Source organism: Pseudomonas sp. GL_091, from assembly GCF_057837725.1.
Genome location: NZ_CM174451.1, coordinates 5,167,214 through 5,191,605, shown reverse-complemented (window position 1 = coordinate 5,191,605; position 24,392 = coordinate 5,167,214). Strand labels below are relative to the sequence as shown.

General features: G+C 63.0%; 10 protein-coding genes. 9 read left to right on the top strand and 1 reads right to left on the bottom strand.

From position 1 onward, the window contains the following. The first annotated feature begins 53 nt into the window (after window positions 1-53). From AC3ITY_RS23520 to AC3ITY_RS23490, 7 genes are all read left to right on the top strand, one after another. Complete coding sequence (locus AC3ITY_RS23520) at window positions 54-11,030, top strand: peroxidase family protein (RefSeq protein WP_489305274.1); 10,977 nt, start codon at window positions 54-56, stop codon at window positions 11,028-11,030. 331 nt (window positions 11,031-11,361) lie between these two features. Further along, window positions 11,362-12,387, top strand: coding sequence for a histone deacetylase family protein (locus AC3ITY_RS23515; protein ID WP_489305273.1), 1,026 nt, complete (start codon window positions 11,362-11,364; stop codon window positions 12,385-12,387). A 244-nt stretch (window positions 12,388-12,631) separates the two neighbouring features. Beyond that, window positions 12,632-14,536 carry a sigma-54-dependent Fis family transcriptional regulator gene (locus tag AC3ITY_RS23510; RefSeq protein WP_489305271.1) on the top strand — a complete coding sequence of 635 codons (1,905 nt, stop codon included), beginning with the start codon at window positions 12,632-12,634 and terminating at the stop codon, window positions 14,534-14,536. Beyond that, the gene (locus AC3ITY_RS23505; RefSeq protein WP_489305269.1) at window positions 14,536-16,254 is read left to right on the top strand and encodes an ABC transporter ATP-binding protein; all 1,719 of its coding nucleotides are present in this window, start codon (window positions 14,536-14,538) and stop codon (window positions 16,252-16,254) included. Before AC3ITY_RS23510 ends, AC3ITY_RS23505 begins: the two co-directional genes overlap by 1 nt. Further along, complete coding sequence (qhpE, locus tag AC3ITY_RS23500; RefSeq protein ID WP_489305268.1) at window positions 16,244-16,921, top strand: subtilisin-like serine protease QhpE; 678 nt, start codon at window positions 16,244-16,246, stop codon at window positions 16,919-16,921. The genes AC3ITY_RS23505 and qhpE overlap by 11 nt, the downstream gene beginning before the upstream one ends. Next, the gene (gene qhpG / locus AC3ITY_RS23495) at window positions 16,918-18,216 is read left to right on the top strand and encodes a flavin-dependent monooxygenase QhpG (RefSeq protein WP_489305266.1); all 1,299 of its coding nucleotides are present in this window, start codon (window positions 16,918-16,920) and stop codon (window positions 18,214-18,216) included. Before qhpE ends, qhpG begins: the two co-directional genes overlap by 4 nt. 93 nt (window positions 18,217-18,309) lie before the next feature. Next, a complete protein-coding gene (locus AC3ITY_RS23490; protein ID WP_489305265.1) occupies window positions 18,310-19,302 on the top strand; it encodes an acyltransferase family protein in 993 nt (330 codons plus the stop codon). On the opposite strand, the gene AC3ITY_RS23485 is transcribed toward AC3ITY_RS23490, so the two are convergent. Next, a complete protein-coding gene (locus AC3ITY_RS23485) occupies window positions 19,266-20,756 on the bottom strand; it encodes an aldehyde dehydrogenase family protein (RefSeq protein WP_489305264.1) in 1,491 nt (496 codons plus the stop codon). The genes AC3ITY_RS23490 and AC3ITY_RS23485 overlap by 37 nt on opposite strands. Window positions 20,757-21,298: 542 nt before the next feature. On the opposite strand from AC3ITY_RS23485, the gene peaA reads away from it, so the two are divergent. After that, a complete protein-coding gene (gene peaA / locus AC3ITY_RS23480) occupies window positions 21,299-22,879 on the top strand; it encodes a quinohemoprotein amine dehydrogenase subunit alpha (RefSeq protein WP_489305262.1) in 1,581 nt (526 codons plus the stop codon). 81 nt (window positions 22,880-22,960) lie between these two features. After that, entirely contained in the window at window positions 22,961-24,391 is a 1,431-nt protein-coding gene (peaB, locus tag AC3ITY_RS23475) for a quinohemoprotein amine dehydrogenase maturation protein (protein ID WP_458370081.1), read from the top strand. The last annotated feature ends 1 nt before the right edge of the window (window position 24,392 follow it).

Genomic DNA, 24,392 nt, shown 5'->3' with positions numbered 1-24,392 from the left:
GCCGTGTTTTATGCGTGTGGTTTCCTGATTAGTCAAGCATCGAGGAAACAGCCATGGCCAGCTTTATCAAGTCCGATCTCGAGTTCATTCTCGAACAAATTTTCATCGCTGAACGGAATGCGGCAGGCGCGAGTCTGGCTGACATGCTGCCGAACGTAGAGGTACCCTTCGGCCTGCGCACCGTCTCCGGCATCGACAACAACCTGGCCAATCCCCAGTTCGGTGCCGCCGACAATTTCTTTCCGCGTATGACGACGCCGGTGTTCAATACCGCGCAGGTCCAGCCGGTTGGCTTCTTTGGCCCCGCCGATCCTGGCGGAACCACGCCCACCTCTTACCTGCAGACCAGCGGTGCCGTCTTCGACTCGCAGCCGCGCACCATCAGCAACCTGATCGTGGACCAGACCGCCAACAATCCGTCGGCGGTCGCGGCCGCAGCGGCCAATCCGGATTCACAGGTGGTCACCAGCCCTGGTCTGGATGGCCTGTTCGGCACCGCCGACGACGTTTCCGTCTTCCAGATCCCTAATATCACGCCGGACGCGGGCCTGACCGCGCCGTTCAACCAGTGGATGACGTTCTTTGGCCAGTTCTTCGACCATGGTCTGGACCTGGTCACCAAGGGCGGCAGCGGCACGGTGTTCATTCCGCTGCAGCCCGACGATCCGCTCTTCGTGCCGGGCAGCCCGACCAACTTCATGGTGTTGACGCGGGCCACCAATCTGCCCGGTCCCGACGGTATCCTCGGCACCGCCGATGACATCCACGAGCAGAGCAATACCACCTCGCCGTTTGTCGACCAGAACCAGACCTACAGCTCGCATCCTTCGCACCAGGTGTTCCTGCGTGCCTATGAGCTCAACGCAGCGGGCGATCCGGTGGCCACCGGCAAGTTGATCGAAAATCGTGATCTGGGCGCCGATGGCGTGTTCGGTACGGCCGACGACGTCGGGATCGGTGGCATGGCCACCTGGAAGGTGGTCAAGGCGCAAGCCCATGATTTGCTCGGCATCAACTTGACCGATGCGGACGTGTTCAACGTACCGCTGCTGGCGACCGATGAATACGGCAACTTCATCAAGGGACCTAACGGGCTCCCCCAAGTCGTGATGATGGGCGCGGATGGCATTGCCGGCACGGCCGATGACGTGCTCGTCGAGGGTAATCGGGCCGCGCCAATCAGCCTGACGAACGCCGTGCGCACCGGCCACCAGTTCCTCATCGACATTGCGCACAGCGCCGATCCAACCGGCGGCCTGACGCCTGATGCGGACAACGTCATTGGCGGCCTGAGTTTGCCCGGCACCTACGACAACGAGTTGCTGGATGCGCACTACATCGCCGGCGATGGCCGGGTCAACGAGAACATCGGCCTGACCACAGTGCATTCCATCTTCCACAGCGAGCACAACCGGCTGATCGACCAGACCAAGGAGACGGTGCTGGCCTCCGCCGACCTCGACTTCCTGAACAAATGGCTGATGCCCGACGCCCAACTGGCGGCGTTGCCGGTGACGGCGGCCGACATCGCGGCCCTGCACTGGAACGGTGAGCGGTTGTTTCAGGCCGCCAAGTTCGGCACCGAGATGCAGTACCAGCACCTGGTGTTCGAGGAGTTCGCGCGCACCATCCAGCCGCAAGTGGATGTCTTCCTGGCACCTATGGGTAACGACACCACGATCGACGCGTCGATCGTCGCCGAGTTCGCGCATACGGTCTTTCGCTTCGGCCACTCGATGCTGCTGGAGACGGTCGATCGTTTCGACCCCAGCTTCAACGTCGTCGGCGACGGCAATCCGACTGACCCGGGCAATCAACAGACCGGCCTGATCGCGGCCTTCCTCAACCCTCTCGCGTTTGCCGGGAGCGGCCCTACTCCGGAGCAGGCGGCTGGCGCCATCGTGCGCGGCATCACGCGGCAGGTCGGCAACGAGATCGACGAGTTCGTCACTGACGCTCTGCGCAACAATCTGGTCGGCCTGCCGCTGGACCTGCCCGCGCTCAACCTGGCGCGCGGCCGCGACGCCGGCATCCCGTCGCTGAACGCGGCGCGGCGCGAGTTCTACCACATGACCGGCGACAGCCAGTTGACCCCCTACACAAGCTGGGCCGATTTCGTGCAGCACATGAAACACCCGGAATCGCTGGTCAACTTCATCGCCGCCTACGGTACGCATTCGAGTATCACCGCTGCCACCACGCTGGCGGACAAGCGCGCTGCGGCTGCTGACCTGGTGTTCGGCAGCGCCACGGCGCCGGCTGATCGCCTGGACTTCCTGAACAGTACCGGCGTCTGGAGCAGCAATGCCGGTGCGGACGGTATTCTGCACACCGCAGACGACGTGACCATCACCGGCCTGGACAACGTCGACTTCTGGATCGGTGGCCTGGCCGAGGAAAAAATGCCCTTTGGCGGTCAGCTGGGTTCGAGCTTCAACTTTGTCTTCGAAACCCAGTTGGAAAACCTGCAGAATGGTGACCGCTTCTACTATCTGGCCCGCACCGCGGGACTCAACTTCGGCACCGAGCTTGAGAACAATTCGTTCGCCAATCTGGTGATGCTCAACAGCGACGCAACACACCTGCCGGCCAACATATTCCAGACACCGGCCTTCATCCTGGAGACCGACCCGACGCACCAGTTCAATCAGAGTGTGATTGCCGGGCCGGATGGCATACTGGTCGACAATCCATTGACGCTAGTCAATGAGGCCGCCGACAACCTGCCAGCCAACGCCGACCCCTTTGGCCCATCGGACCACCCGATTGGCTCACCACGGATTGACCATTTCACGCCGCTGGTGATTCGCGACAACCCCGCCACACCGGGCCTGGATACCAACTACCTGCACTACACCGGCGGCGATACGGTCGTGTTGGGCGGCACGCCCGGCGACGACATCCTCATTGCCGGCGACTCGGACGACGACACCGTCTATGGCGACGCCGGCAACGACCGCCTCGACGGCGGCTACGGCAACGACAACGTCTTTGGCGGTGCCGGCGACGACATCATCACCGACATCGGCGGCAGCGACACCCTGCGCGGCGAGGACGGCAACGACGTCATCCAGGCCGGCAACTCGACCCTCGGCCTCAACAACCTGGTCTTCGGCGGCGCTGGCAAAGACTTCATCATCACCACTGAAGACATCACCATGACCTTCGCCGGCGCGGGCGACGATTTCATCCTCGGCGCCAAGGTCAACCTCGCGCCGACCGGCAACGAAGGCGACGACTGGATCGAGGGCGGCACCCAGGACGGTGCTCCCGGCGATAACATGAGCCCAACGCTGACCGACGATGTGCCCGGCAACGACATCTTCATCGGCACCGGCGGATTCGATGAAATGATCGGTGAAGGCGGCGACGACACCTTCGTCGCCAGCGACGCCCAGGACAAGATGGACGGCATGTCCGGGTTCGACTGGACCACCTACAAGAATGACAAGTACGGTGTGACCGTCGACATGGTCGTTCCCTTCTTCAGTCCCTATCACGCGGTGCCCGATGCGGCGGGCAATATCGTGGGCGCAGTGGCGCAATCGCCCGATGCGGTCTATGACCGGTTCGCGGAAGTGGAGGGCCTGTCGGGGTCAGCCTTCGCCGACTTCCTGCGCGGCGATGAACAAAACGCGGCCATCATCGCCAACATCACGGCCAGGGGTAGCATCCTCACCAACTTCGATCTCGTCAGCGGCCTGCGGGCCTTCGTCGGCAGCGCCGGATTCGGTGCCGACGGTATCGGGGGGACGGCCGACGATCAGTTCGGCGCGGGCAACATCATCCTCGGCGGTGATGGCAGCGATATCATCGAGGGTCGTGGCGGCAGCGACCTCATCGACGGCGACAAGTGGCTCAACGTGCGCATCAGCGTGCGTCAGAACATCGATGGCACCGGGCCGGAAATCGCCACCTTCGACAGCATGACGCCGATGATCCCGCTCATGCTGAACGGCACCTACAATCCCGGCCAGCTCGTCGCCGTGCGTGAAATCCTGCCGGGCGGGGGGGGCTTCGACACCGTCAACTTCCTGGGCCCGATGGCGAACTACACAATCACCGTCAACGATAACGGCACCCCGGCCAACTTTGCCGATGACATCGTCACCGTGACCGACAATGTCGGCAAGGAAGAAACCGACCGTCTCACCAACATCGAACGGCTGCAGTTCTCCGATCAGTCCATGGTCCTCGTGCCCGGGCTCAACGCTGAGCCGGTGGGCGCGCTGACGGTGGATAACACCGCACCGACCGTTGGCCAGATACTGACCGTGTCGGCGGCAGGCCTCACCGATGGCGACAACGCGGGCGGGGCAATCCACAATTCCATCAGTTACGTATGGCAGTTTGAAGCGGCACCGGGCTCGGGCGTCTTCGAGGACATCATCCTCGGCCCAGGCCGCATCGGTATCGGATTTACAAGAGCGGACGCGCCCACTCTCACGGTGACGTCGGATCTTGCCGGCCTGGCAGTGCGCGTCAAAGGCATCTATGCGGACGATCATGGCGTGACCGAGCAGGTATTCTCGGCACCGACTACGGCAGTAGTGGCCGCGGCGCCAGCCCCCGCAGTGGCGCCTTCGCTGATTGATCCGCAGACCACTGCCCCCAGCAATGGTGTGCGTTACACGCAATCCGACCTGGCGTTCATCCTTGACCAGATCAAGATAGCGGAACACAACGCGGCTGGTGAGAACATGGTTTCTCTGCTCCCGAATATACGGGTGCCGTACGGTTTGCGCACGGTCGAAGGGACGGAAAACAACCTGCTCCATCCCGAGTTCGGTGCCGCCGATAACGTATTCCCGCGCCTGACCACGCCGGACTTCCGCACGGCCGACGCCGGTACGAGTTACACCCAGACCAGTGGCCTGGTGATCGACTCGCAGCCGCGCACCATCAGCAACCTGATCGTCGACCAGACCGCCAACAACCCGGCGGCGGTCGCGGCTACCTTCGATCCGGGGCTGGATGGCATCCTTGGCACGGCTGACGATGTCTTGAAGGTCGGTGCACAGGTGGTTACCGGAACCCGCACCGACGGTACGACGTTCCAGACCTTCTTCGACCCGAACGTGAGCCCCGACGCGGGCCTGACCGCGCCCTTCAACCAATGGATGACCTTCTTCGGTCAGTTCTTCGACCACGGCCTGGACCTCGTCACCAAGGGCGGCTCGGGCACCGTGTTCGTTCCGCTGCAGCCGGATGACCCGCTGTTCGTGCCCGGTAGCCCGACCAACTTCATGGTGCTGACACGCGCCACCAATCAGCCCGGCCCCGACGGCATCCTCGGCACGGCCGACGACATCCACGAGAACACCAACACCACCTCGCCGTTTGTCGACCAGAACCAGACCTACAGTTCGCATCCTTCGCACCAGGTGTTCCTGCGTGCCTATGAGCTCAACGCAGCGGGCGATCCGGTGGCCACCGGCAAGTTGATCGAAAATCGTGATCTGGGCGCCGATGGCGTGTTCGGTACGGCCGATGACGTCGGGATCGGCGGCATGGCCACCTGGAAGGTGGTAAAGGCGCAAGCCCATGATCTGCTCGGCATCAATCTCACCGATGCCGATTTCAACAACGTGCCATTGCTGGCGACTGACGCCTACGGCAATTTCATCAAGGGTCCGAATGGTTTCCCACAGGTGGTGATGTTGGGCCCGGACGGCATTGCCGGCACGGCCGACGATGTGCTCGTTGAAGGCAATCCGGCGGCGCCCATCAGCCTGGTCAACGCCGCGCGCACCGGCCATGCCTTCCTCAACGACATCGCGCACACCGCCGTTCCGATCGACGACGTGACCGGCGCAGCACTCCTGCCCGATGTGGACACTGTTGTTGGCGGTACGCCTGCGCCGGGCTTCTACGACAACGAACTGTTGGACGCGCATTACATTGCCGGCGACGGCCGGGTCAACGAGAACATCGGCCTGACCACCGTCCATTCCATCTTTCACCATGAGCACAACCGCCTGGTCGATCACACCATGGCGGTGGTCCTGGCGACAGCGGCAAGCGGCGACGTGTCGTTCCTGAACGAGTGGCTGCTGACGCCTGTCACTGCCGTTCCCGTCGACACCACGACCCTCGACTGGAACGGCGAGCGCCTGTTCCAGACCGCGAAGTTCGGCACCGAAATGCAGTACCAGCACCTGGTATTCGAGGAGTTCGCGCGTACGATCCAGCCGATGGTCGATCCCTTCTTCGCCCCGGGCCAGGTGTACGACACCGCGATCGATCCAAGCATCGTTGCCGAGTTCGCACACACCGTCTATCGCTTCGGGCACTCGATGCTGCTGGAGCAGGTCGACCGGCTGGATCCGAACTTCGCCTCGAGCGATATCGGGCTGATTCAGGCCTTCCTCAACCCGATCGCGTTCGCGGGCAGCGGCCCCACTCCGGAACAGGCGGCCGGTGCCATCGTGCGCGGCGTGACCCGCCAGGTGGGCAACGAGATCGACGAGTTCGTCACTGAAGCCCTGCGCAACAACCTGCTGGGCCTGCCGCTCGATCTGCCCGCCATCAACCTGGCGCGCGGCCGCGATACCGGCATTCCGTCCCTGAACGCGGCGCGGCGGGAGTTCTATGGGCCCACCGGCGACGCAGAGCTCAAGCCCTACACCAGTTGGGCCGATTTCGTGCAGCACATAAAGCATCCGGAATCGCTGATCAACTTCATCGCCGCCTACGGCACGCACTCGACCATCACCAGCGCCATCACGCTGGCGGACAAGCGCGCCGCGGCTGCGGACCTGGTGTTGGGCGGCGCGACCGCACCGGCCGACCGTGTCGACTTCCTGAACAGCACGGGTGCCTGGGCCAGTACCGCCGGTGCGGACGGTATTCTGAACACCGCAGACGACGTGACCATCACCGGCCTGGACAATGTCGACTTCTGGGTTGGCGGGCTGGCCGAGGAGAAGATGCCCTTTGGCGGCATGCTCGGCTCGACCTTCAACTTCGTCTTCGAGAACCAGATGGAGAAACTCCAGGACGGCGACCGCTTCTACTATCTGGAACGCACCGCCTCGATGGACTTTGGCGCGGAGCTTGAGAACAACACGTTCTCCACGCTGGTCATGGCCAATACCGATGCAACACACCTCTCGGCCAGGGTTTTCCTGACGCCTGCCTACACTCTGGAGGTCAACCAGGCGAACCAGTACAACCCGAGTGTGATTGCCGGTCCCGACGGTATTGTCGGCACCCTCGATGATCTGCCGGCCAATGCCGATCCGTTTGGTCCGTCGGTCCACCCGATTGGCTCACCGCGCACTGACTTCCTCACGCCGCTGGTGATCCGCGACAACCCCAACACAACGGGCCCGGATACCAACTACCTGCACTATACCGGCGCCGAAACGGTCGTGCTGGGCGGTACGCCCGGCAACGACATCCTCATTGCCGGCGACTCGGACGACGACACGGTGTATGGCGATGCCGGTAACGACCGGATCGATGGCGGCTACGGTAACGACCAACTCTTTGGCGGTACCGGTGACGACATCATCACCGACATCGGCGGCGACGACGTCATCCACGGCGAGGACGGCAACGACGTCATCCAGGGCGGCAACGGCCTCAACCTGATCCTCGGCCAGGCCGGTCAGGACTTCATCGTCACCGGCGAAGACGCGGCCGACACCAGCGGCGGCCTGGGCAACGACTTCATCCTCGGCAGCAAGGCGAACGAATTCGCGCGCGGTGGCGAAGGCGACGACTGGATCCAGGGCGGATCCGCCGATGGTGTTGCCGGCGACAACTTCGACCCATTCGGCAACGATCCGATCAATGGCAACGACGTGTTCATGGGCGATGGCGGACCGGACAACTTCGACGGGGAGGGCGGTGATGACATCATGATCGGCAGCCCAAGCGAGGCGGACCGTTTCATCGGCTTCTCCGGTTACGACTGGGCGACCTTCAAGGACGATCCGGCCGGCGTGACCATCGGCCTCAACTCCAGGCTGCGCTTCTTCGATCAACCGGCGGTGCCTGGCTCCAACGCGTCGATCCTTGCCCGGTTGGACCTGGTGGAAGGGCTGTCGGGATCGTCCCACGCCGATTTCCTCAGCGGCGATGACTCCACTGCCGACTTGCTCGCCATCGCTGGCGCCAAGGGCAGCGTGCTCACCAACTTCGACCTCATCAGCGGTCTACGTGACTTGGTCGGCACCGCCGGCAACGGCGCGGATGGCATCGCCGGCACAGCCGACGATAAGTTCGACGGGGGCAACATCGTCCTGGGTGGCGCCGGCAGCGACGTCATCGAAGGCCGTGGCGGCGATGACATCATCGACGGCGACAAGTGGCTCAACGTGCGCATCAGTGTGCGGCAGAACATCGATGGCACCGGGCCGGAAATCGCCAGCTTCGACAACATGACGCCGTTGGTCCCGCTCATGTTGAACGGCACCTATAACCCCGGCCAGCTCCAGATCGTCCGTGAAATCCTGACGGCGACCGGTCCCGACTTCGACACGGCGCTGTTCTCCGGCAATTTTGCGGATTACACCGTGATCGAAAACGTCAACGGCACCTTTACGGTCATCGACAGTGTCGCTGGCAGGGACGGGACCGACACCCTCAGCAATATCGAGCGGTTGCAGTTCTCCGATCAGGCGCTCGTGCTCGGCGGTTTGAACTCGGCGCCAGTCGGTTCGCTGACGATCGACGATCCTACGCCCGTCGTCGGCCAGACGCTGACGGTATCGGCGGCAGGCATTTCTGATGCCGACAATACCGCGACTGGTGGCGCGATCACTAGCCCCATCAGTTTCTTCTGGCAGTTCGAAGCGCGCCCGGGCTCGGGTGTCTTCGAAGACATCACCTTCTTTGCCGCCGGAGAGGTCGCGCGCGCAGAGGGTACGACCGTCACGGTGGGCTCGGAACTCAGGGTCCCACCACCGGCGACCCTCATTGGTGCCGTGCCGGCTATCCCGCAACTCGTCGTGGCAGCCGGACTGGCGCTGCGCGTCAGGGCAGTCTACAAGGACGCCAATGGCGTACTGGAGGAGGTGTTCTCGGCGCCGACCGCAGCGATCACGGCGGCCGGTACCGGCACCGTCAATGTCCTGCCGGTCGGCACGGTGCTGATCAGCGATACGACCCCGACGGAAGGCTCAGCCTTGACCGCCACGGATGCGTTCACCGACGCCAACGGGACCACGACCTCGGTGATTACCCATCAGTGGCAGGCGGGGAGCGGTGCGATCTTTACCGACATCGCCGGCGCGACGGGCACGACCTTCACGCCCGGCCAGGCGCAGGTCGGTCAGCAACTGCGTGTCGTCGCGAGTTACACCGATGACCTCGGCACACTTGAGCAAGTCACCTCTGGCGCAACGACAGTGGTCGGTGATCTGTTTGTCGGTACCGCCGGTGTCGACATATGGACCGGCACGGCAGGCGACGACGTGGCCAGCGGAGGTGCTGGCGACGACATCCTGAACGCCTTGGGCGGCAACGACATCCTCAATGGTGACGCGGGCAACGACTTCCTCAATGGCGGTGCGGGTGATGACCAGATGGTGGGTGGCACCGGCAACGATACCTACCGCGTCGATTCAGTCGGGGACGTGGTGGTCGAGTTGCCAGGTGAGGGTCAGGATTCCGTACAGACCACGCTGGCCAGTTACACACTGAGCGCCAATCTCGAGCATCTGCTCTACCTCGGAACCGGCGACTTCGTCGGCAACGGCAACGCGTCGAATAACGTCATGACCGGTGGGGTGGGTAATGACACCCTCAACGGCGGCGCCGGCAACGACACCTTGATCGGTGGCGCCGGCAACGACGTCCTCACTGGCGGTGCGGGTAATGACCGGATGGTCGGCGGAGCCGGCAACGATACCTACCGCGTCGATTCCGCCGCGGACGGGGTGGTCGAGTTGGCGGGTGGCGGTGCGGATTCGGTACAGACGTCGCTGGCCAGATACACACTGGGCGCCAATGTCGAACATCTGCTCTACACCGGCGTCGGCAACTTCGTCGGTACCGGTAACGCGTTGGACAACGTCATGACCGGTGGGGTGGGTAATGACACCCTCAGCGGCGGTGACGGCAACGACACATTGATGGGGGGCGCCGGCAATGACGTCCTCACGGGTGGTGCGGGTAATGACGCGATGGTCGGTGGAGCCGGCAACGATACCTACCGCGTCGATTCAGCCGGGGACCTGGTGGTCGAGTTGACGGGTGAGGGTGCGGATTCGGTACAGACCACGCTGGCCAGTTACACACTGGGTGCAAATGTCGAGCATCTGCTCTACACCGGCGTCGGCGACTTCGTCGGCACCGGCAACGCGTCGAACAACGTCATGACCGGTGGGGTGGGTAATGACAGCCTCAACGGCGGTGACGGCAACGACACATTGATGGGTGGCGCCGGCAACGACGTCCTCACGGGTGGTGCGGGTGCTGACCGGATGGTCGGCGGAGCCGGCAACGATACCTACCGCGTCGATTCTGCCGCGGACGGAGTGATCGAGGTGGGGAATAACGGTGAGGACTCCGTACAGACGTCGCTGGCCAGTTACTTACTGGGCGCTAATGTCGAGCATCTGCTCTACACCGGAGTCGGCGACTTCGTCGGCACCGGCAACGCGTCGAACAACGTCATCACCGGTGGGGTGGGTAATGACAACCTCAACGGCGACGCGGGTAACGACACATTGCTGGGTGGCGCAGGCAACGACATCATCGATGGCGGTGCCGGCAACGATAGTGTTGCTGGTGGTGCTGGCAACGATACGATGAATGCCGGCAGTGGCGAGGATGTCTTCGTGTTCGCCGCGGGCTTCGGCAACGACCGGATCACCAGCTTCGATACCAACGCGGCGGGCGGCCAGGATCTGCTCGATTTCACCGCGCTCAACATCACGGCTGCGACCTTTGGCAGCAGCGTCTCCATTACCGATGTCGGTGCGGATACGTTGGTCACCTTCGGCGCTGGCTCTATCACCCTGGTAGGTGTGGCCGACGCAACAACCGTCACGGCCACAGACTTCATTCTGGCCACTTGAGGTCCCGGTCAGTACTGACGCAGGGAGCGTGTACATCAGAGGGGAGGGCAATGGATGCCCTCCCTTTTTCATTCCATTCAATTGCCCATCAGGAATCGAAGACGCCTATGGCCTGCGTGTCGCACGTCACGTTCGGCTGCTATTTATTATTATAATCTGGACTAATACTTCGAATAATAAATAGAAAATTGACTAATCATGGTCCTGGAACGAAAAATCATCCCCAGCCCGGCGACGCCGTTCGACGCGGACTGTGTGGCGGCGGTGCGGCGATCCCACAGTGGGATGCGGTTGGTTTCAAGACTTACGTTCGCTGACAGGAATTCATCCCATGCGCAGTTTTTTCCACCCAGAACAATTGCTCCACCATCCACGCAGTTACTACTCCCGTGGCCAGATGCGCACGCCGCAGGAAGTGCCGGAGCGTGCGCAGCGCCTGGTGCAGGCGTCTCATGCATTGGGTTTCAATGTCGAGCAACCGGCCGATGCCGGGCTCGATCCGCTGCTGGCGGTGCACGGTGCGCCGTACCTGAGGTTCTTGCAGGAAGCCCATCAGCGCTGGAAAGAGATTCCCGAGGATTGGGGCGACGAGGTGATGTCGAACATCTTTGTCCGCGAGCCCAATGCCCTGCGCGGGATTCTCGCGCAAGCTGCGTGCTATCTGGCCGATGGCAGTTGCCCGGTGGGCGAGCAAACCTGGCGTTCGGCTTACTGGTCGGCGCAAAGCGCCATCGCCGGGGCCCGGGCGTTGCTCGATGGCGAGCCGGCAGCGTATGCCCTGTGCCGTCCGCCGGGTCACCACGCCCGGGCCGAAGCGGCGGGTGGTTTCTGTTATGTGAACAACGCGGCAGTGGCGGCGCAGGTGTTGCGCGCTGGTTTTTCGCGGGTAGCGGTGCTGGATACCGACATGCACCACGGCCAGGGGATCCAGGAGATTTTCTACGACCGCGATGATGTGCTCTACGTCTCGGTGCATGGCGATCCGACCAACTTCTATCCGGGCGTCGCAGGCTTTGCCGAAGAGCGTGGTGTCGAGGCGGGCGAGGGTTTCAACCTCAACCTGCCGATGGCCCATGGCGCCAGTGAGGCCGACTTCCTCGAGCAACTGGATATGGCGCTGAAAGCTGTGACGGACTTTGGCGCCGAGGTGCTGGTGCTGTCCCTGGGCTTCGATATTTTTGAATTGGACCCGCAAAGCAAGGTGGCGGTGACTCGCGAAGGGTTCGCCGTGCTCGGCGAGCGGATTCGCAGCCTGGGATTGCCGTGCCTGATCGTGCAGGAGGGTGGGTATCACCTGGAGAGTCTGGAGGATAATGCGCGGGCGTTTTTTGTAAATGCCGAGGTGTGGCAGCTCTGATTTATCGGCGTCTGTGACGACACCTTCGCGAGCAGGCTCGCTCCTACAGTAGACCGGGTCGAACCATGGATTTGTGGTCAATGCGCAACCTGTAGGAGTGAGCCTGCTCGCGATGAACGGTAACGCGGTCCAGCTGACGGAACACAAGCGCCCTACGGCACTTGCCATAGCCCTTACGTTAACGTAAAGATTGCGCCAGGGCGCCGACGTATGAAGGCGCAGGGCGGATGACCCGGAGCGCTTGATGACGCTAATAAAAACAAACTCCCCCAAACTGCATCGCGAAGCCCGGCTGGCCCGGGAAAAGCTGCACCTGGAAGGCGAAGTGCCGGATGGCGTCCTGCGTGCGGAAATCGATGCCTCGTGGCGACGCAGCCTGAGCCATGGCGTGCATTTCAATGCCAAGCACGAGCTGGCGCTGGAGTCGAGTGCCAGCCTCGACGTGTTGCTGGCCAGCAACCGCTTGCTGATCGACGCCGCGTTGCCGGCCATCGATTACCTGGCCGAGCGTCAGGGCAAGGAAGGGCTGATCATCCTCGCCAATTCCGATGCCACCATCCTCGCCGTCGAAGGCCGCGCCGACCGTCTCAAGGGCAGTGGCCTGCAGGACATCACCCTCGGCGCCTGCTGGAGCGAAGCGGTGCGCGGCACCAACGCCCTCGGCACGGCACTGGTGGAAGCCCGGCCGACCCTGATCGATTGCGGCGAACATTATCTGGATCGCCTCAGTGATTTTTCCTGCACCTCAGTGCCGATCCATTGCCCCCAGGGCGACATTCTTGGCGTCCTCGACCTGACCCGCGAAGGCCCCCTCGGCCGCGCCCACGACAGCACTGCGCTGCTGGCCATGGCGGTCAGCCAGATCGAAAGCCGGGTGTTCAACGCCAGTTATCCTGACGAAATCGTCCTGGCCTTCCACAGCCGTCGCCAATACCTCGAATCCCCGTGGCAAGGCCTGCTGGCCGTGAGCCTCGGCGGGCAGATCCTGGCAGTCAGCGCCCAGGCCTGCCAGTTGCTCCACGCCGAGCGCTCGGCCCTGGTCGGTCGGCGCTGCGAGGAGTTTCTCGGAGTCGACGGCCTGCAGTTGTTGGCGCGTCTGCATCAGGGTGGGGCCGGCAGCCTGCAAACCGCCAAGGGCGAGTTCTTCTACAAAACCCTGCGCGCGCCGCAACGCTCGATCAACCTCAGCAGCCCACCACGCACTGCGGCGAAACCGGCCAAGACGCAACCGGATCTGGAAGCGCTCGCCGGCAGCAATACCCGCTACGCCCGTGCCTTGCGCATGGCCCGTCAAGGCCTGGCCAATGAACTGCCGGTCTTGTTGCTGGGCGAAACCGGCACCGGTAAAGAGGTCATCGCCCGCGCCTTGCACATGGCCGGAGCGCGCTGCGACAAACCCTTCGTGGCGGTAAACTGTGCGGCCATTCCCGAAGGCCTGATCGAGTCCGAACTGTTCGGCTACCGCGAAGGCGCGTTCACCGGCTCACGCCGGGGCGGCATGGTCGGGCGCTTGCAGCAGGCCCATGGCGGCACCTTGTTCCTCGATGAAATCGGCGACATGCCATTGGCCTTGCAGGCCCGACTGTTGCGGGTGTTGCAGGATCGCAAGGTCGCGCCCCTGGGCGCAGGCGAAGAGCAGGACATCGACGTCGCATTGATCTGCGCCACCCACCGCGACCTCAAGCGTCTGGTGGAAGAAAAACACTTTCGCGAGGACCTGTTCTACCGTGTCAACGGCATCAGCGTGATGCTCCCGGCCCTGCGCGAACGCGAGGATTTCGGCGCGCTGGTCACTCGCATGCTGACGACACTGGGTGCACCCACCGTGGTCCTGCACGATGATCTCAACCGCTTGCTCAGCGGCTATCACTGGCCGGGCAACATCCGCCAACTGGAAATGGTCCTGCGCACCGCGCTGGCCATGCGCGAGCCGGGTGAAACCGCGCTGACCCTCGACCACTTGCCCGACAGCATGCTCGACGAGTTGACCGCCAGCGAACGGCCCCAGGCCGGCAGCATCCGGGAAAACGAACTGGAGCTGATCCGTCAGTCCCTGGACACGCACCAAGGCAACGTCTCGGCCGCCGCCGACGCCCTGGGCATCAGCCGCGCGACCTTGTATCGCAAGCTCAAACAGTTGCGTTCGTGATGCAGCGCCTGATCGTTCGGCTGATCGACAGCCAGAACCCCGAGGCCCTGCAAGCGTCACTGCGCTGGCTGTACAGCTTCGTGCGACCCCATCGCCTGGCGATTGCCGGGCTGCTGGGGTTGTCGGTCTGCGCCTCGGCGCTGGTACTGGTACAGCCGTGGCTGACCAAACTGCTGATCGACGATGGCCTGTTGGCGCGCAACTTCCCGATGCTGGTATTGATCGCCGGGCTGATGATCGTTGCCGGGTTGCTGGGCACGGCGCTTTCGGGCATCAACCGCTACCTGCACACGCGACTGTCCGGGCGCATGCTGTTTGCCCTGCGCGACGACCTGTACCGGCATTTGCAAACCCTGTCGCCGAGCTTTTACGGCCAGCGGCGCATCGGCGACCTGATGTCGCGCCTCGATGGCGACGTCGCGGAAATCCAGCGGTTTGCCGTGGACTCGCTGTTCTCGGCCGTGTCCAGCGTGATCGGCCTGGTGGTGGCGGTGGCAATGCTGCTGACCTTGTCCTGGAAACTCTCGCTGCTGGCGCTGGTGCTGATTCCCCTCGATGTCCTCTGGCTGCGCTGGATGCGGCGCAAGGTCGAGCGCGATGTGCGGCAGTTGCGCGAGCGTTCGGCGGACATGTCGTCGTTCATGGTCGAGACGCTGCCGGTGATGAAATTCATCCAGTCCGCCGGTCAGCAACAGCGCGAAGCGCGGCGCCTCGAGACGCTGGGGCAGGGCTACATGAGCCAGTTGCTGCGCCTGCAAGTCACCGAGTTTTTCACCCAGGCCGTGCCCGGCACCCTGACCTCGCTGTCACGGGCCTGCGCATTTTTGATCGGCGGTTACTGGGTGGTGCAGGGCACCTGGCAACTCGGTGCGCTGATTGCGTTTTCCACTTACCTGGGCATGGCCGTGGGGCCGGTGCAGAGCTTGCTCGGGCTTTACGTCGCGATCCAGCGGATGACCGTCAGCCTCGGCCGGGTCATGGAGTTGCGCGGCGAACAACCGACCGTGTTGACACCCGCCACGCCACGGGCGATGCCCACTGGCGGCGATCTCTGGTTCGACAACGTGCACTTCGCCCATCCCGGCCGCCAATCGACCCTGCGCGGCATCGAGGCGCGGATCCCCTACGGTATGAAAGTGGCCCTCAGCGGTGGCTCGGGCGTGGGTAAATCCACCCTGATCGACCTGCTGCAACGTCATCACGATCCGCAATCGGGCCGGGTACTGCTGGGCGACGTCGATCTGCGCGAACTGGATCTGTTCCAGTTGCGTCGGCGCATTGCCATCGTCAGCCAGGACATCGTGTTGTTTCGCGGCAGCCTCGCCGACAACCTGGCCTACGCGGTGCCGGACGCCAGCCGCGAGGCGATTGCCGAAGTGGCGCGGCTGGCGCAACTCGACAGCCTGATCGAGCTGTTGCCCGAAGGCCTCGACAGCCCGTTGGGCGAGCGCGGTCAGCAATTGTCCGGAGGGCAGAAGCAACGCATCGCGATTGCCCGGGCGCTGTTGCAGGACCCTTTGATCCTGGTGCTCGATGAAGCCACGTCCGCGGTGGATGAAGCCACCGAGCGCGAAGTCATCGACGCCATCGACCGCTTGTTTGCCGGGCGTACGCGCATCCTGATCAGCCATCGCCCTTCAACCCTGGCCGATGCCGATCTGCGTTTCGAGTTGCTCGACGGCGTGCTGACCTCGAAAACGGTGCTGCATGAAATCTGAACTGCGTATTGGTGTGGTGGACAGCGGCCACTCGGCGGCACAACGGGTGCAAGTGATCGCCGGTCGGCGCTTTTCATTGCTTGAAGATGGCCTGGCCGAGGGCGACTTGCGCGAAGACCCGCTGGGGCATGGCAGTGCGGTGATCGAGGCGATCGGCCGGCGTGCACCCTCGGCGCTGTTTTGCGTGGCGCAGGTGTTCGACCAGCGGGGTGTCACCAGCGCCTTGCAGATCACCTTGGCGATTGACTGGCTGCTGACGCAGGACGTGCGACTGATCAATCTGAGCCTTGGCCTGCGCCAGGATCGCAGCCTGTTGCGCGCGGCCTGCGCGGCGGCGGTGGCAAGGGGCGTGCTGCTGTGTGCATCCAGCCCGGCCCAGGGCGAAGGGGTGTTTCCGGCGAACTATCCGCAGGTGTTGCGGGTGACCGGCGATGCGCGGTGCGCCGAGCAGGAATGGTCGTGGCTCAACAGCGCCCAGGCGGATTTCGCCGCCTGTGTGCATGGCACCTACCCGGGGCAATCAGGGGCGAGCCTCGGTTGTGCCGCGTTGAGCGGGCACATCGCAAGGTTCCTCGCCGAACAGCCTGACGCCAGCAATGAGCAAGTCATCGAGTGGTTGCGCGAGCATGCCCGTTACCGTGGCCCTGAACGGCGCTTAGGGCCATGACCGACATCGTCATTCTTGGCGCCGGACCGGCCGGCGCCGCCGTCGCACTGGGGCTACGGCGGCTGGGCCATGGCGTCACGCTGATCAGCGAATGGCGCCGGTTTGCGGCGCTCGAAGGCGTGTCCGTGCGGGTTCTCGAGGCTTTGCGCGGCGCGGGCCTGCACCAGGCGTTGGCGCAGGCGACGCTGCCTTCTCAACGCCAGGTGAACTGGAATGGCCAGCACCACGCGCAGAACATCGAATACTTGCTCGACCGTCCGGTTTTTGATCGAGGCCTGCGTGAGGATTTGCGCCTGGCGGGGGTCGAGCTGATCGAAGGCCGGGTGCTGACGGTTCAGTCATCGGCCAATGGTCATCGAATCGAAATCGACGGACGCGAACCGCTGCTCGCGTCGTTTCTCGTAGAGGCCCGTGGACGTCAGGCCCCCGCTATCGGCCAGGGCTTGCGTGGGCCCGAGACCGTCAGCTTGCTCAATCGCTGGCAGGGATTACCTGGCAGCACCGCCAGCGCCGTGGAAAGCCTCGAGGACGGCTGGGCGTGGATGGCGCGGCGCGCCGACGGCCAGTGTTACTGGCAATGGACGGTGGACGTGGCCAGCGCCGGGTTGCCGGGCAAGGCGATGTTGCTCGATTACTGCCGGCAGCGGCGCCAGGGTTCGAAGTTGGCCGCCGCATTTTTTGCTGGCGAAGCAGAAGGTGATCTACAGCTGCATGCCCGCAGCAGCACGGCGATCCTGAGCCCGCAGGTGTGTGGCGAAAACTGGATTCGGGTCGGCGATGCGGCAATGGCGGTAGACCCGTTGTCGGGCAATGGGATCTTTCAGTCCTTGTCTTCGGCGTTGCAGGCGCCGGCAGTGATCAACACGCTGCTGTGTAAACCTGAGCGGGCGGCTCTGGCCCAGCGTTTCCACCAGCAGCGAGTGGAGCAGTTGTTTTTGCGGTTTGCGCGGATCGGCCGGGATTTTTATGCCGATGAGCAACGCTGGCTGGATCAGCCGTTCTGGCAGGCACGACGGAACTGGCCGGACGCCGAGATGGCCCATGCCGAGGCGGATTTCAATACGCTGAGGGTTGAGCGGGCGCCAGTGTTGCGTGACGGTTTTGTCGATGAGGCCGAGGTGGTGATCACGGTGGATCAGCCGTTGGGGATCTGGCATGTGCAAGGGGTTGAGGTGGCGGCGTTGGTGCAGAGGTTAAAGCAGGGAGAGCCTGCGGATCAGGCGTTGGCCGGTTTGACGGTGGAGCAGGGGCGGATGGTTCGCAGTTGGTTGCTGGGTCAGGGTTTCAAGCCCTGAATGAAGAACGTCCGGATCCGGCGAAAAGCCTGTTCTCCCAGCGCAAAGCATCGTAATTTACGCGCCATAACGACAAGGAATTTTGGGGTGTAAGTGGGAGCCTATCGTCTGCTATTGGCCGTTCTGGTGGCCGTTTCTCATATGGGCAAGACGTTCATGGGGCTAAACCCCGGCGTGGTTGCGGTGATTTCCTTCCTGATCATCAGCGGTTTCGTGATGACCTCGCTGATCGAGCGCAACTACAAGGCGCCGGAGAAAGTCGGCCTGTTCTACGTGGACCGCGCCCTGCGGCTCTACCCTCAATTCCTGTTCTACTTCGCAGTTTCCTGTGCGGTGATCTATTTCCTGCTGCCCGGCACGCCTCAAGCCGCCGAGCTGACGCTGCGCAACATCGCCGCAAGCCTGGCTATTGTGCCACTCGGCTTCTACATGTTCGGAGCGGCGGGATCGTGGATCTTGCCGCCGGCCTGGTCTTTGGGGCTTGAGATGTGCTTCTACCTGGTGATCCCTTTCCTGATCATCTACAGGGCGCGGGGCGTTGCGTTTGCTCTATCCGTCGTCGTCTTCATGGTCGCGTGCCTGGGTTTCATCAACACCGATCTGTACGGCTACCGTCTATTGCCGGGCGTACTGTTCATGTTCCTGTGCGGCAGCTACCTGTACAAAGCGCAGCCGAAGGATCTGGCGATCGCTGCCGGCACCACCGTGGTGGCGGTCCTGATGTTTGCGGCCATCATGGCGGGATGGATAGAGCGCCGACCGTTCAATGCCGAAGTGACCGCCGGCATAGCGCTGGGCGTGCCCGCCGTGTACCTGCTGACAAAGCTCAAGTATCACCGGATTGACGAGTTCCTCGGCAATATCAGCTACGGCGTGTTCCTGAATCACTATGTGGTGATGTATTTCCTGCACGCTATCTGGTCGGTTGTCTACGATGGGGCCATTGTTGCAACGGTGCTGGCCTTGTCGTTGCTGCTCAGCGGCGTTTCGTACTACTGCGTCGAACGGCCGGCCCTGAAGCTTCGTCACGCGCTTCGGGCCGGCGCAAATCACAACTTGATCAACACCGACTTCAACTCAGTGTAATGCTCGATCGCCGCATACCCCATCTCACGCCCGACCCCGGACATTTTGTAGCCGCCGAACGGCAGCGCCGGGTCCAGGGCGCTGTGGCAGTTGACCCACACCGAGCCTGACTTGATGCGTGGAATCATCCGGTGCACCGCCGCCAGGTCATTGGACCAGATACTCGCCCCCAAGCCGTAGGGGCTGTCGTTGGCCATGCGCAGGGCATCGGCTTCGTCGTCGAACGGGATGGCCACCAGCACCGGGCCGAATATCTCTTCCTGCACCAGTGAATGCTTCTGATCGACATCGACGATCACCGTCGGCTTGACGAAGAACCCCGGGCCAAACTGCTCGCCACCGCAGGCAATGGTCGCACCGCTTTCCCTACCCTTTTCGATGTACCCGTAGACGCGCTCCTGCTGGCGCGCCGAGATCAACGGACCCATGTCGACGCTCGGGTCCAGGCCGTTGCCGAGTTTCATGGCGTTGGCGATGTCGCTGATGTCCGCCACCACGTTGTCGAAGTGCTTGCGCTGCACATACAGCCGCGAGCCTGCGCAGCAGACCTGGCCCTGGTTGAAGAAGATCGCGCTGGCGGCCCCGGCCGCTGCGGTTTTCAGGTCGGCGTCGGCCATGACGATGGTCGGTGATTTGCCGCCCAGCTCCAGGGTGACCCGGGTCATGGAGTCCATGGCGATCTTGCCGATCTGCTTGCCCACGGCGGTGGAGCCGGTGAAGGTCAGCTTGTCCACCAGCGGGTTGTGAGTCAGGGCCGAACCTGCGGTGATGCCGGTACCGGTGACCACATTGAACACGCCTTCGGGATACCCGGCTTCCAGTACCAGCTCGGCGAGTTTCAGTGCAGTCAGCGGGGTTTCGTCAGCGGGTTTGAGCACCACGGTACAACCGGTGGCCAGGGCCGGGCCGAGTTTCCAGCAGGCCAGCAGCAGCGGGAAGTTCCAGGCAACGATGGCGCCGACCACGCCCACCGCTTCGCGTCGAATGAAACTGTGGAACTGATCGTTGGGCATCAGCGGTGCCGACACGTCAACCGTGGAGCCTTCGATCTTGGTCGCCCAACCGGCCATGTAGCGCAGGAAGTCGATGGCCAGTTGCACGTCCATCACTTGGGCCACGGCGGCACTTTTTCCGTTGTTCAGGCATTCCAGCTGCGCCAGCAACTCGGCGTCGCGCTGCATCAGGTCGGCGAGTTTCCACAGCAGGTTCTGCCGCTCCCGGGGACGGGTGCGGGTCCAGGCCGAATCGTCGAACGCCTGGCGGGCGGCGAGTACCGCGCGGTCGACATCTTCTGGCGTTGCCCGTGGCACCACGCACAACACCTCACCGGTGGCCGGGTTGTGCAGGGGCATGGTCTGGACGTCGGCGGCCTCGACCCAGTCACCGCCGATAAGCATGCGCGGGGCACGCTGGATGAATGCCGAAGTGGCGGGAAGCAGGTTTGGGAGCGACATTGGCGAGGCCTCTTGTTGTTCGTGAGAACCGGGCTTTCGCAATGGCTGTGCCAGTTATGTTTTTTCGGCCCGAAGGCCCGATCTAATGGGGTGACAGATTTTTTTCCGGGTCACCGTGAGATCGATAAACGTCGCAAATTGCGACGACGTGAGACGTCCCGAACACAACACCCTGTGTAGGAGCGAGCTTGCTCGCGATGGACCCAAGAGCACCACGTTTAGTCGGCAAGCACGCGTAATCGTTAACGACCATCGTCGGATCGCCGCCCGGAGCAAGCTCGCTCCTACAGAAAGCTATGCTTGTCTCAGGCTGAAACAGTTGTCGCGAAATTAAACGTGGAACGCAGACGACACGATTGGCAAAACACCGGCCTTTATCGGCAAGTCATTGATTCATAGAAATATTCATAAGCTGGCACGCTCCGTGTATTGCTCATCGCAGACGTTTCTCTTGCCTCCGTCAGCGGATCAAAGCCGGCGGCAGAAACCATAAAAACGATAAGCCACAACAATAAGAACGCACCGTGCGAGGTTCGACGTTGATGAAGAGAAAACTCCGATCAGGTATGAGCGCCAGCCTGCTGGCCGTAGCCGCTTGCGTAGCGCTGCATTCGCCTCATAGCCTGGCAGCCCGCGACGCCCAGACCATCCTCAAGGAAACCTGTCAGGGCTGTCACACCCCCGAAGCCGATAACGCCCTCAGCCGCATCAGCCACCAGCGCAAAACGCCGGAAGGCTGGTTGATGAGCATCGCCCGCATGCAGACCATGCACGGTTTGCAGATCAGCGATGACGACCGTCGCACGCTGGTCAAGTACCTGGCCGACACCCAGGGTCTGGCGCCGAGCGAAACCGATGGCGTGCGCTATGCGCTGGAGCGGCGGCTCAATACCGTCGAGCAGTTCGACGACCAGACCAGCCAGATGTGCGGCCGCTGCCACTCCGGTGCGCGGGTCGCCCTGCAACGGCGTCCGGCGCAGGAGTGGGAGCGCCTGGTGAACTTCCACCTCGGTCAGTGGCCGTCCCTGGAGTACCAGGCGCTGGCCCGGGACCGCGACTGGTTTGATATGGCCCGCAAAGAGATGGTGCCGCTGTTGGCCAAGCGTTATCCGCTGGACAACCCGGCCTGGAAAAAATGGCAGAGCGCGGCGCCCAAAGCCGATGCGCTGGTGGGCGACTGGAGCTTCAGCGGCCACTTGCCGGGCAAGGGTGAGCTGGCCGGTGTCATGACTGTGAGTGCTGATGGCAGCGACACCTTCAAGGTCAGCGTCAAAGGCCAGTACGCCGACGGCAGTCCGTTCAATGGCGACGGCAGTGCGATTCTCTACACCGGCTACGAATGGCGCGGCAACGTGATCATCGATGGCGTGACCATGCGCCAGGTGTTCGCCGCCCAGGGCAATGCGATGCAAGGCCGGATGTTCGAGGCCGAGCACGATGAGCGCGGCCTGGATTTCGTCGCCGCCAAACAGGGTTCCAGCCGTTTGCTGGCAGTGCAGCCGGGCTATCTGAAAGCCGGCAGCGAAACCGAAGTGACTCTGATCGGCAGTGGCCTGACTGGCAAGCCGGACTTCGGTAAAGGCGTGGAAGTGCTCGCAGTGGTCGAGCAGAGCCCCGAGCGGATCAAGGTCAAGCTCAAGGCGGCGGCCAATGCCCAACCGGGCGTGCGCGCGGTCAGCGTCGGCGCGTTGAAAGGCCCGAGCCTGTCGGTGTACAGCAAGATCGCCTCGGTCAAAGTGGTGCCGGAGTTCTCGGTGGCGCGGATCGGCGAGGGCGGTGGTTCGACGCCGAAAGTCCAGGGCCGTTTCGACGCGGAAGCCTGGGGCAAGGGCGCTGACGGCAAGCCGTACCGCATCGGCGTGTTCCCGGCGCAGTGGAAAGTCGAGGCCTTCGACGACCGCGCCAAGGAGGACGAAGATGTCAAGTTCGCCGGCACCATGCAGGCCGACGCCGGCGTGTTCACCCCGGGCGATGCCGGGCCGAACCCGGCACGCAAGATGTCCACCAACAATGCCGGCAACCTCAAGGTGATCGCCGCCGTCGACGACTCAGGGAAATCCCTGACCGGTGAAGGCCACATGATCGTGACCGTGCAACGCTGGAACAATCCACCCATTCCATGAGTTGGCTGACGGCACAGGCTTCAGACACTTTTCGGAATGATCGCAAGCCCCGCCAAGCGGGGCCTGCACAGGAGGTTGGCAATGGGCGCTATCTTGAATCTGGTCGAACGCAACCTGCACGAAGTGCAGGTCGATGCCGACCGCATGCTGTTTCACATCCCCAGCAGTTCGCTGTTCGCCAGCGATGAACTGACGGGCACCATCATCGATACCTTGCGCGGGCCCGGCTGCTCCTCGGACGATCTGATCCAGCGCCTGGCCGCGCGTTTCAACGGCGAGGAAGTCACCGAGACCCTGCGCGAGCTGATGGCCCTGGAACTGGTCAGCGACGGTTCGCCGCTGACCCCGGACATCGCCACCAAGCGGGTCGAGCGCACGGCAATCAATACCGTGGTACTTAACGTCAACACCGGCTGCAACCTGAGTTGCACCTACTGCTACAAGGAAGACCTCGACAAGCCGTCGGCGGGCAAGAAGATGGACGTCGAAACGGCGATCGCCTCGGTGGAAATGCTGCTGCGCGAATCCCCGGATGAAGAGCGTTTCACCGTGGTGTTCTTCGGCGGCGAACCGCTGAGCAACCGCAAGCTGATCGAGTACATGGTCGATTACTGTGAGAAGCGTTTTCGCGAGGCGGGCAAGTTCGTCGAATTCGTCATGACCACCAACGCCACGCTGCTCACCGAAGAAACCGTGGACTACCTCAACGCCCACCGTTTCGGGCTGTCAGTAAGCATCGACGGGCCGAAGACCGTGCACGACCGCAACCGCATCACCGTGGGCGGGCAGGGCACGTATGACGTGGTGCGGCGCAAGGCCGAGATGCTGCTGTCGCGCTACAACAGCCGTCCGGTCGGCGCGCGGGTTACCCTGACCACCGGCGTGACCGACGTCGAAACCATCTGGGATCACCTGTTCAACGAACTGGGTTTTGCCGAAGTCGGCTTTGCCCCGGTGACCTCCGGCGACATCAGCAGCTTCAACCTCACCAGCGATGAACTGGTGCAGGTGTTCGCCAACATGAAGGCCCTCGGTCGTCGTTACCTGGAAGCGGCGCTGGAGCACCGCAACATCGGTTTTTCCAACCTGCACCAGCTCATCACCGACATCCACGAAGGCCACAAGAAAGCCCTGCCATGCGGCGCGGGCCTGAAGATGCTGGCGGTGGATCACAAGGGCGAGCTGAACCTGTGCCACCGCTTTACCGGTTCGAGCCTGCCTACCTTCGGCAACGTCCACAGCGGTGTGAAACAGGTGGAGTTGAACGACTTCCTGTCCCAGCGCCTGGACCGCACCAACACCGGCTGCGAAGACTGCCAGATCCGCAACCTGTGTTCCGGCGGCTGCTACCACGAGAGCTACGCCCGCTACGGCGACCCGACCCACCCGACCTATCACTACTGCGAACTGATGCGTGACTGGGTCGACTTCGGCATCGAGGTCTACACCCGGATCATGGCCAATAACCCTGCGTTCATCAGCAGTTACATCACTCCGCGCAAGGCTCACTGAT

Bases quoted from the DNA above. Each gene is read 5' to 3' on its own strand.
- AC3ITY_RS23520 (WP_489305274.1), top strand. From the start codon at position 54: ATGGCCAGCTTTATCAAGTCCGATCTCGAGTTCATTCTCGAACAAATT.
- AC3ITY_RS23515 (WP_489305273.1), top strand. From the start codon at position 11,362: ATGCGCAGTTTTTTCCACCCAGAACAATTGCTCCACCATCCACGCAGT.
- AC3ITY_RS23510 (WP_489305271.1), top strand. From the start codon at position 12,632: ATGACGCTAATAAAAACAAACTCCCCCAAACTGCATCGCGAAGCCCGG.
- AC3ITY_RS23505 (WP_489305269.1), top strand. From the start codon at position 14,536: ATGCAGCGCCTGATCGTTCGGCTGATCGACAGCCAGAACCCCGAGGCC.
- qhpE (WP_489305268.1), top strand. From the start codon at position 16,244: ATGAAATCTGAACTGCGTATTGGTGTGGTGGACAGCGGCCACTCGGCG.
- qhpG (WP_489305266.1), top strand. From the start codon at position 16,918: ATGACCGACATCGTCATTCTTGGCGCCGGACCGGCCGGCGCCGCCGTC.
- AC3ITY_RS23485 (WP_489305264.1), bottom strand. From the start codon at position 20,756: ATGTCGCTCCCAAACCTGCTTCCCGCCACTTCGGCATTCATCCAGCGT.
- peaA (WP_489305262.1), top strand. From the start codon at position 21,299: ATGAAGAGAAAACTCCGATCAGGTATGAGCGCCAGCCTGCTGGCCGTA.
- peaB (WP_458370081.1), top strand. From the start codon at position 22,961: ATGGGCGCTATCTTGAATCTGGTCGAACGCAACCTGCACGAAGTGCAG.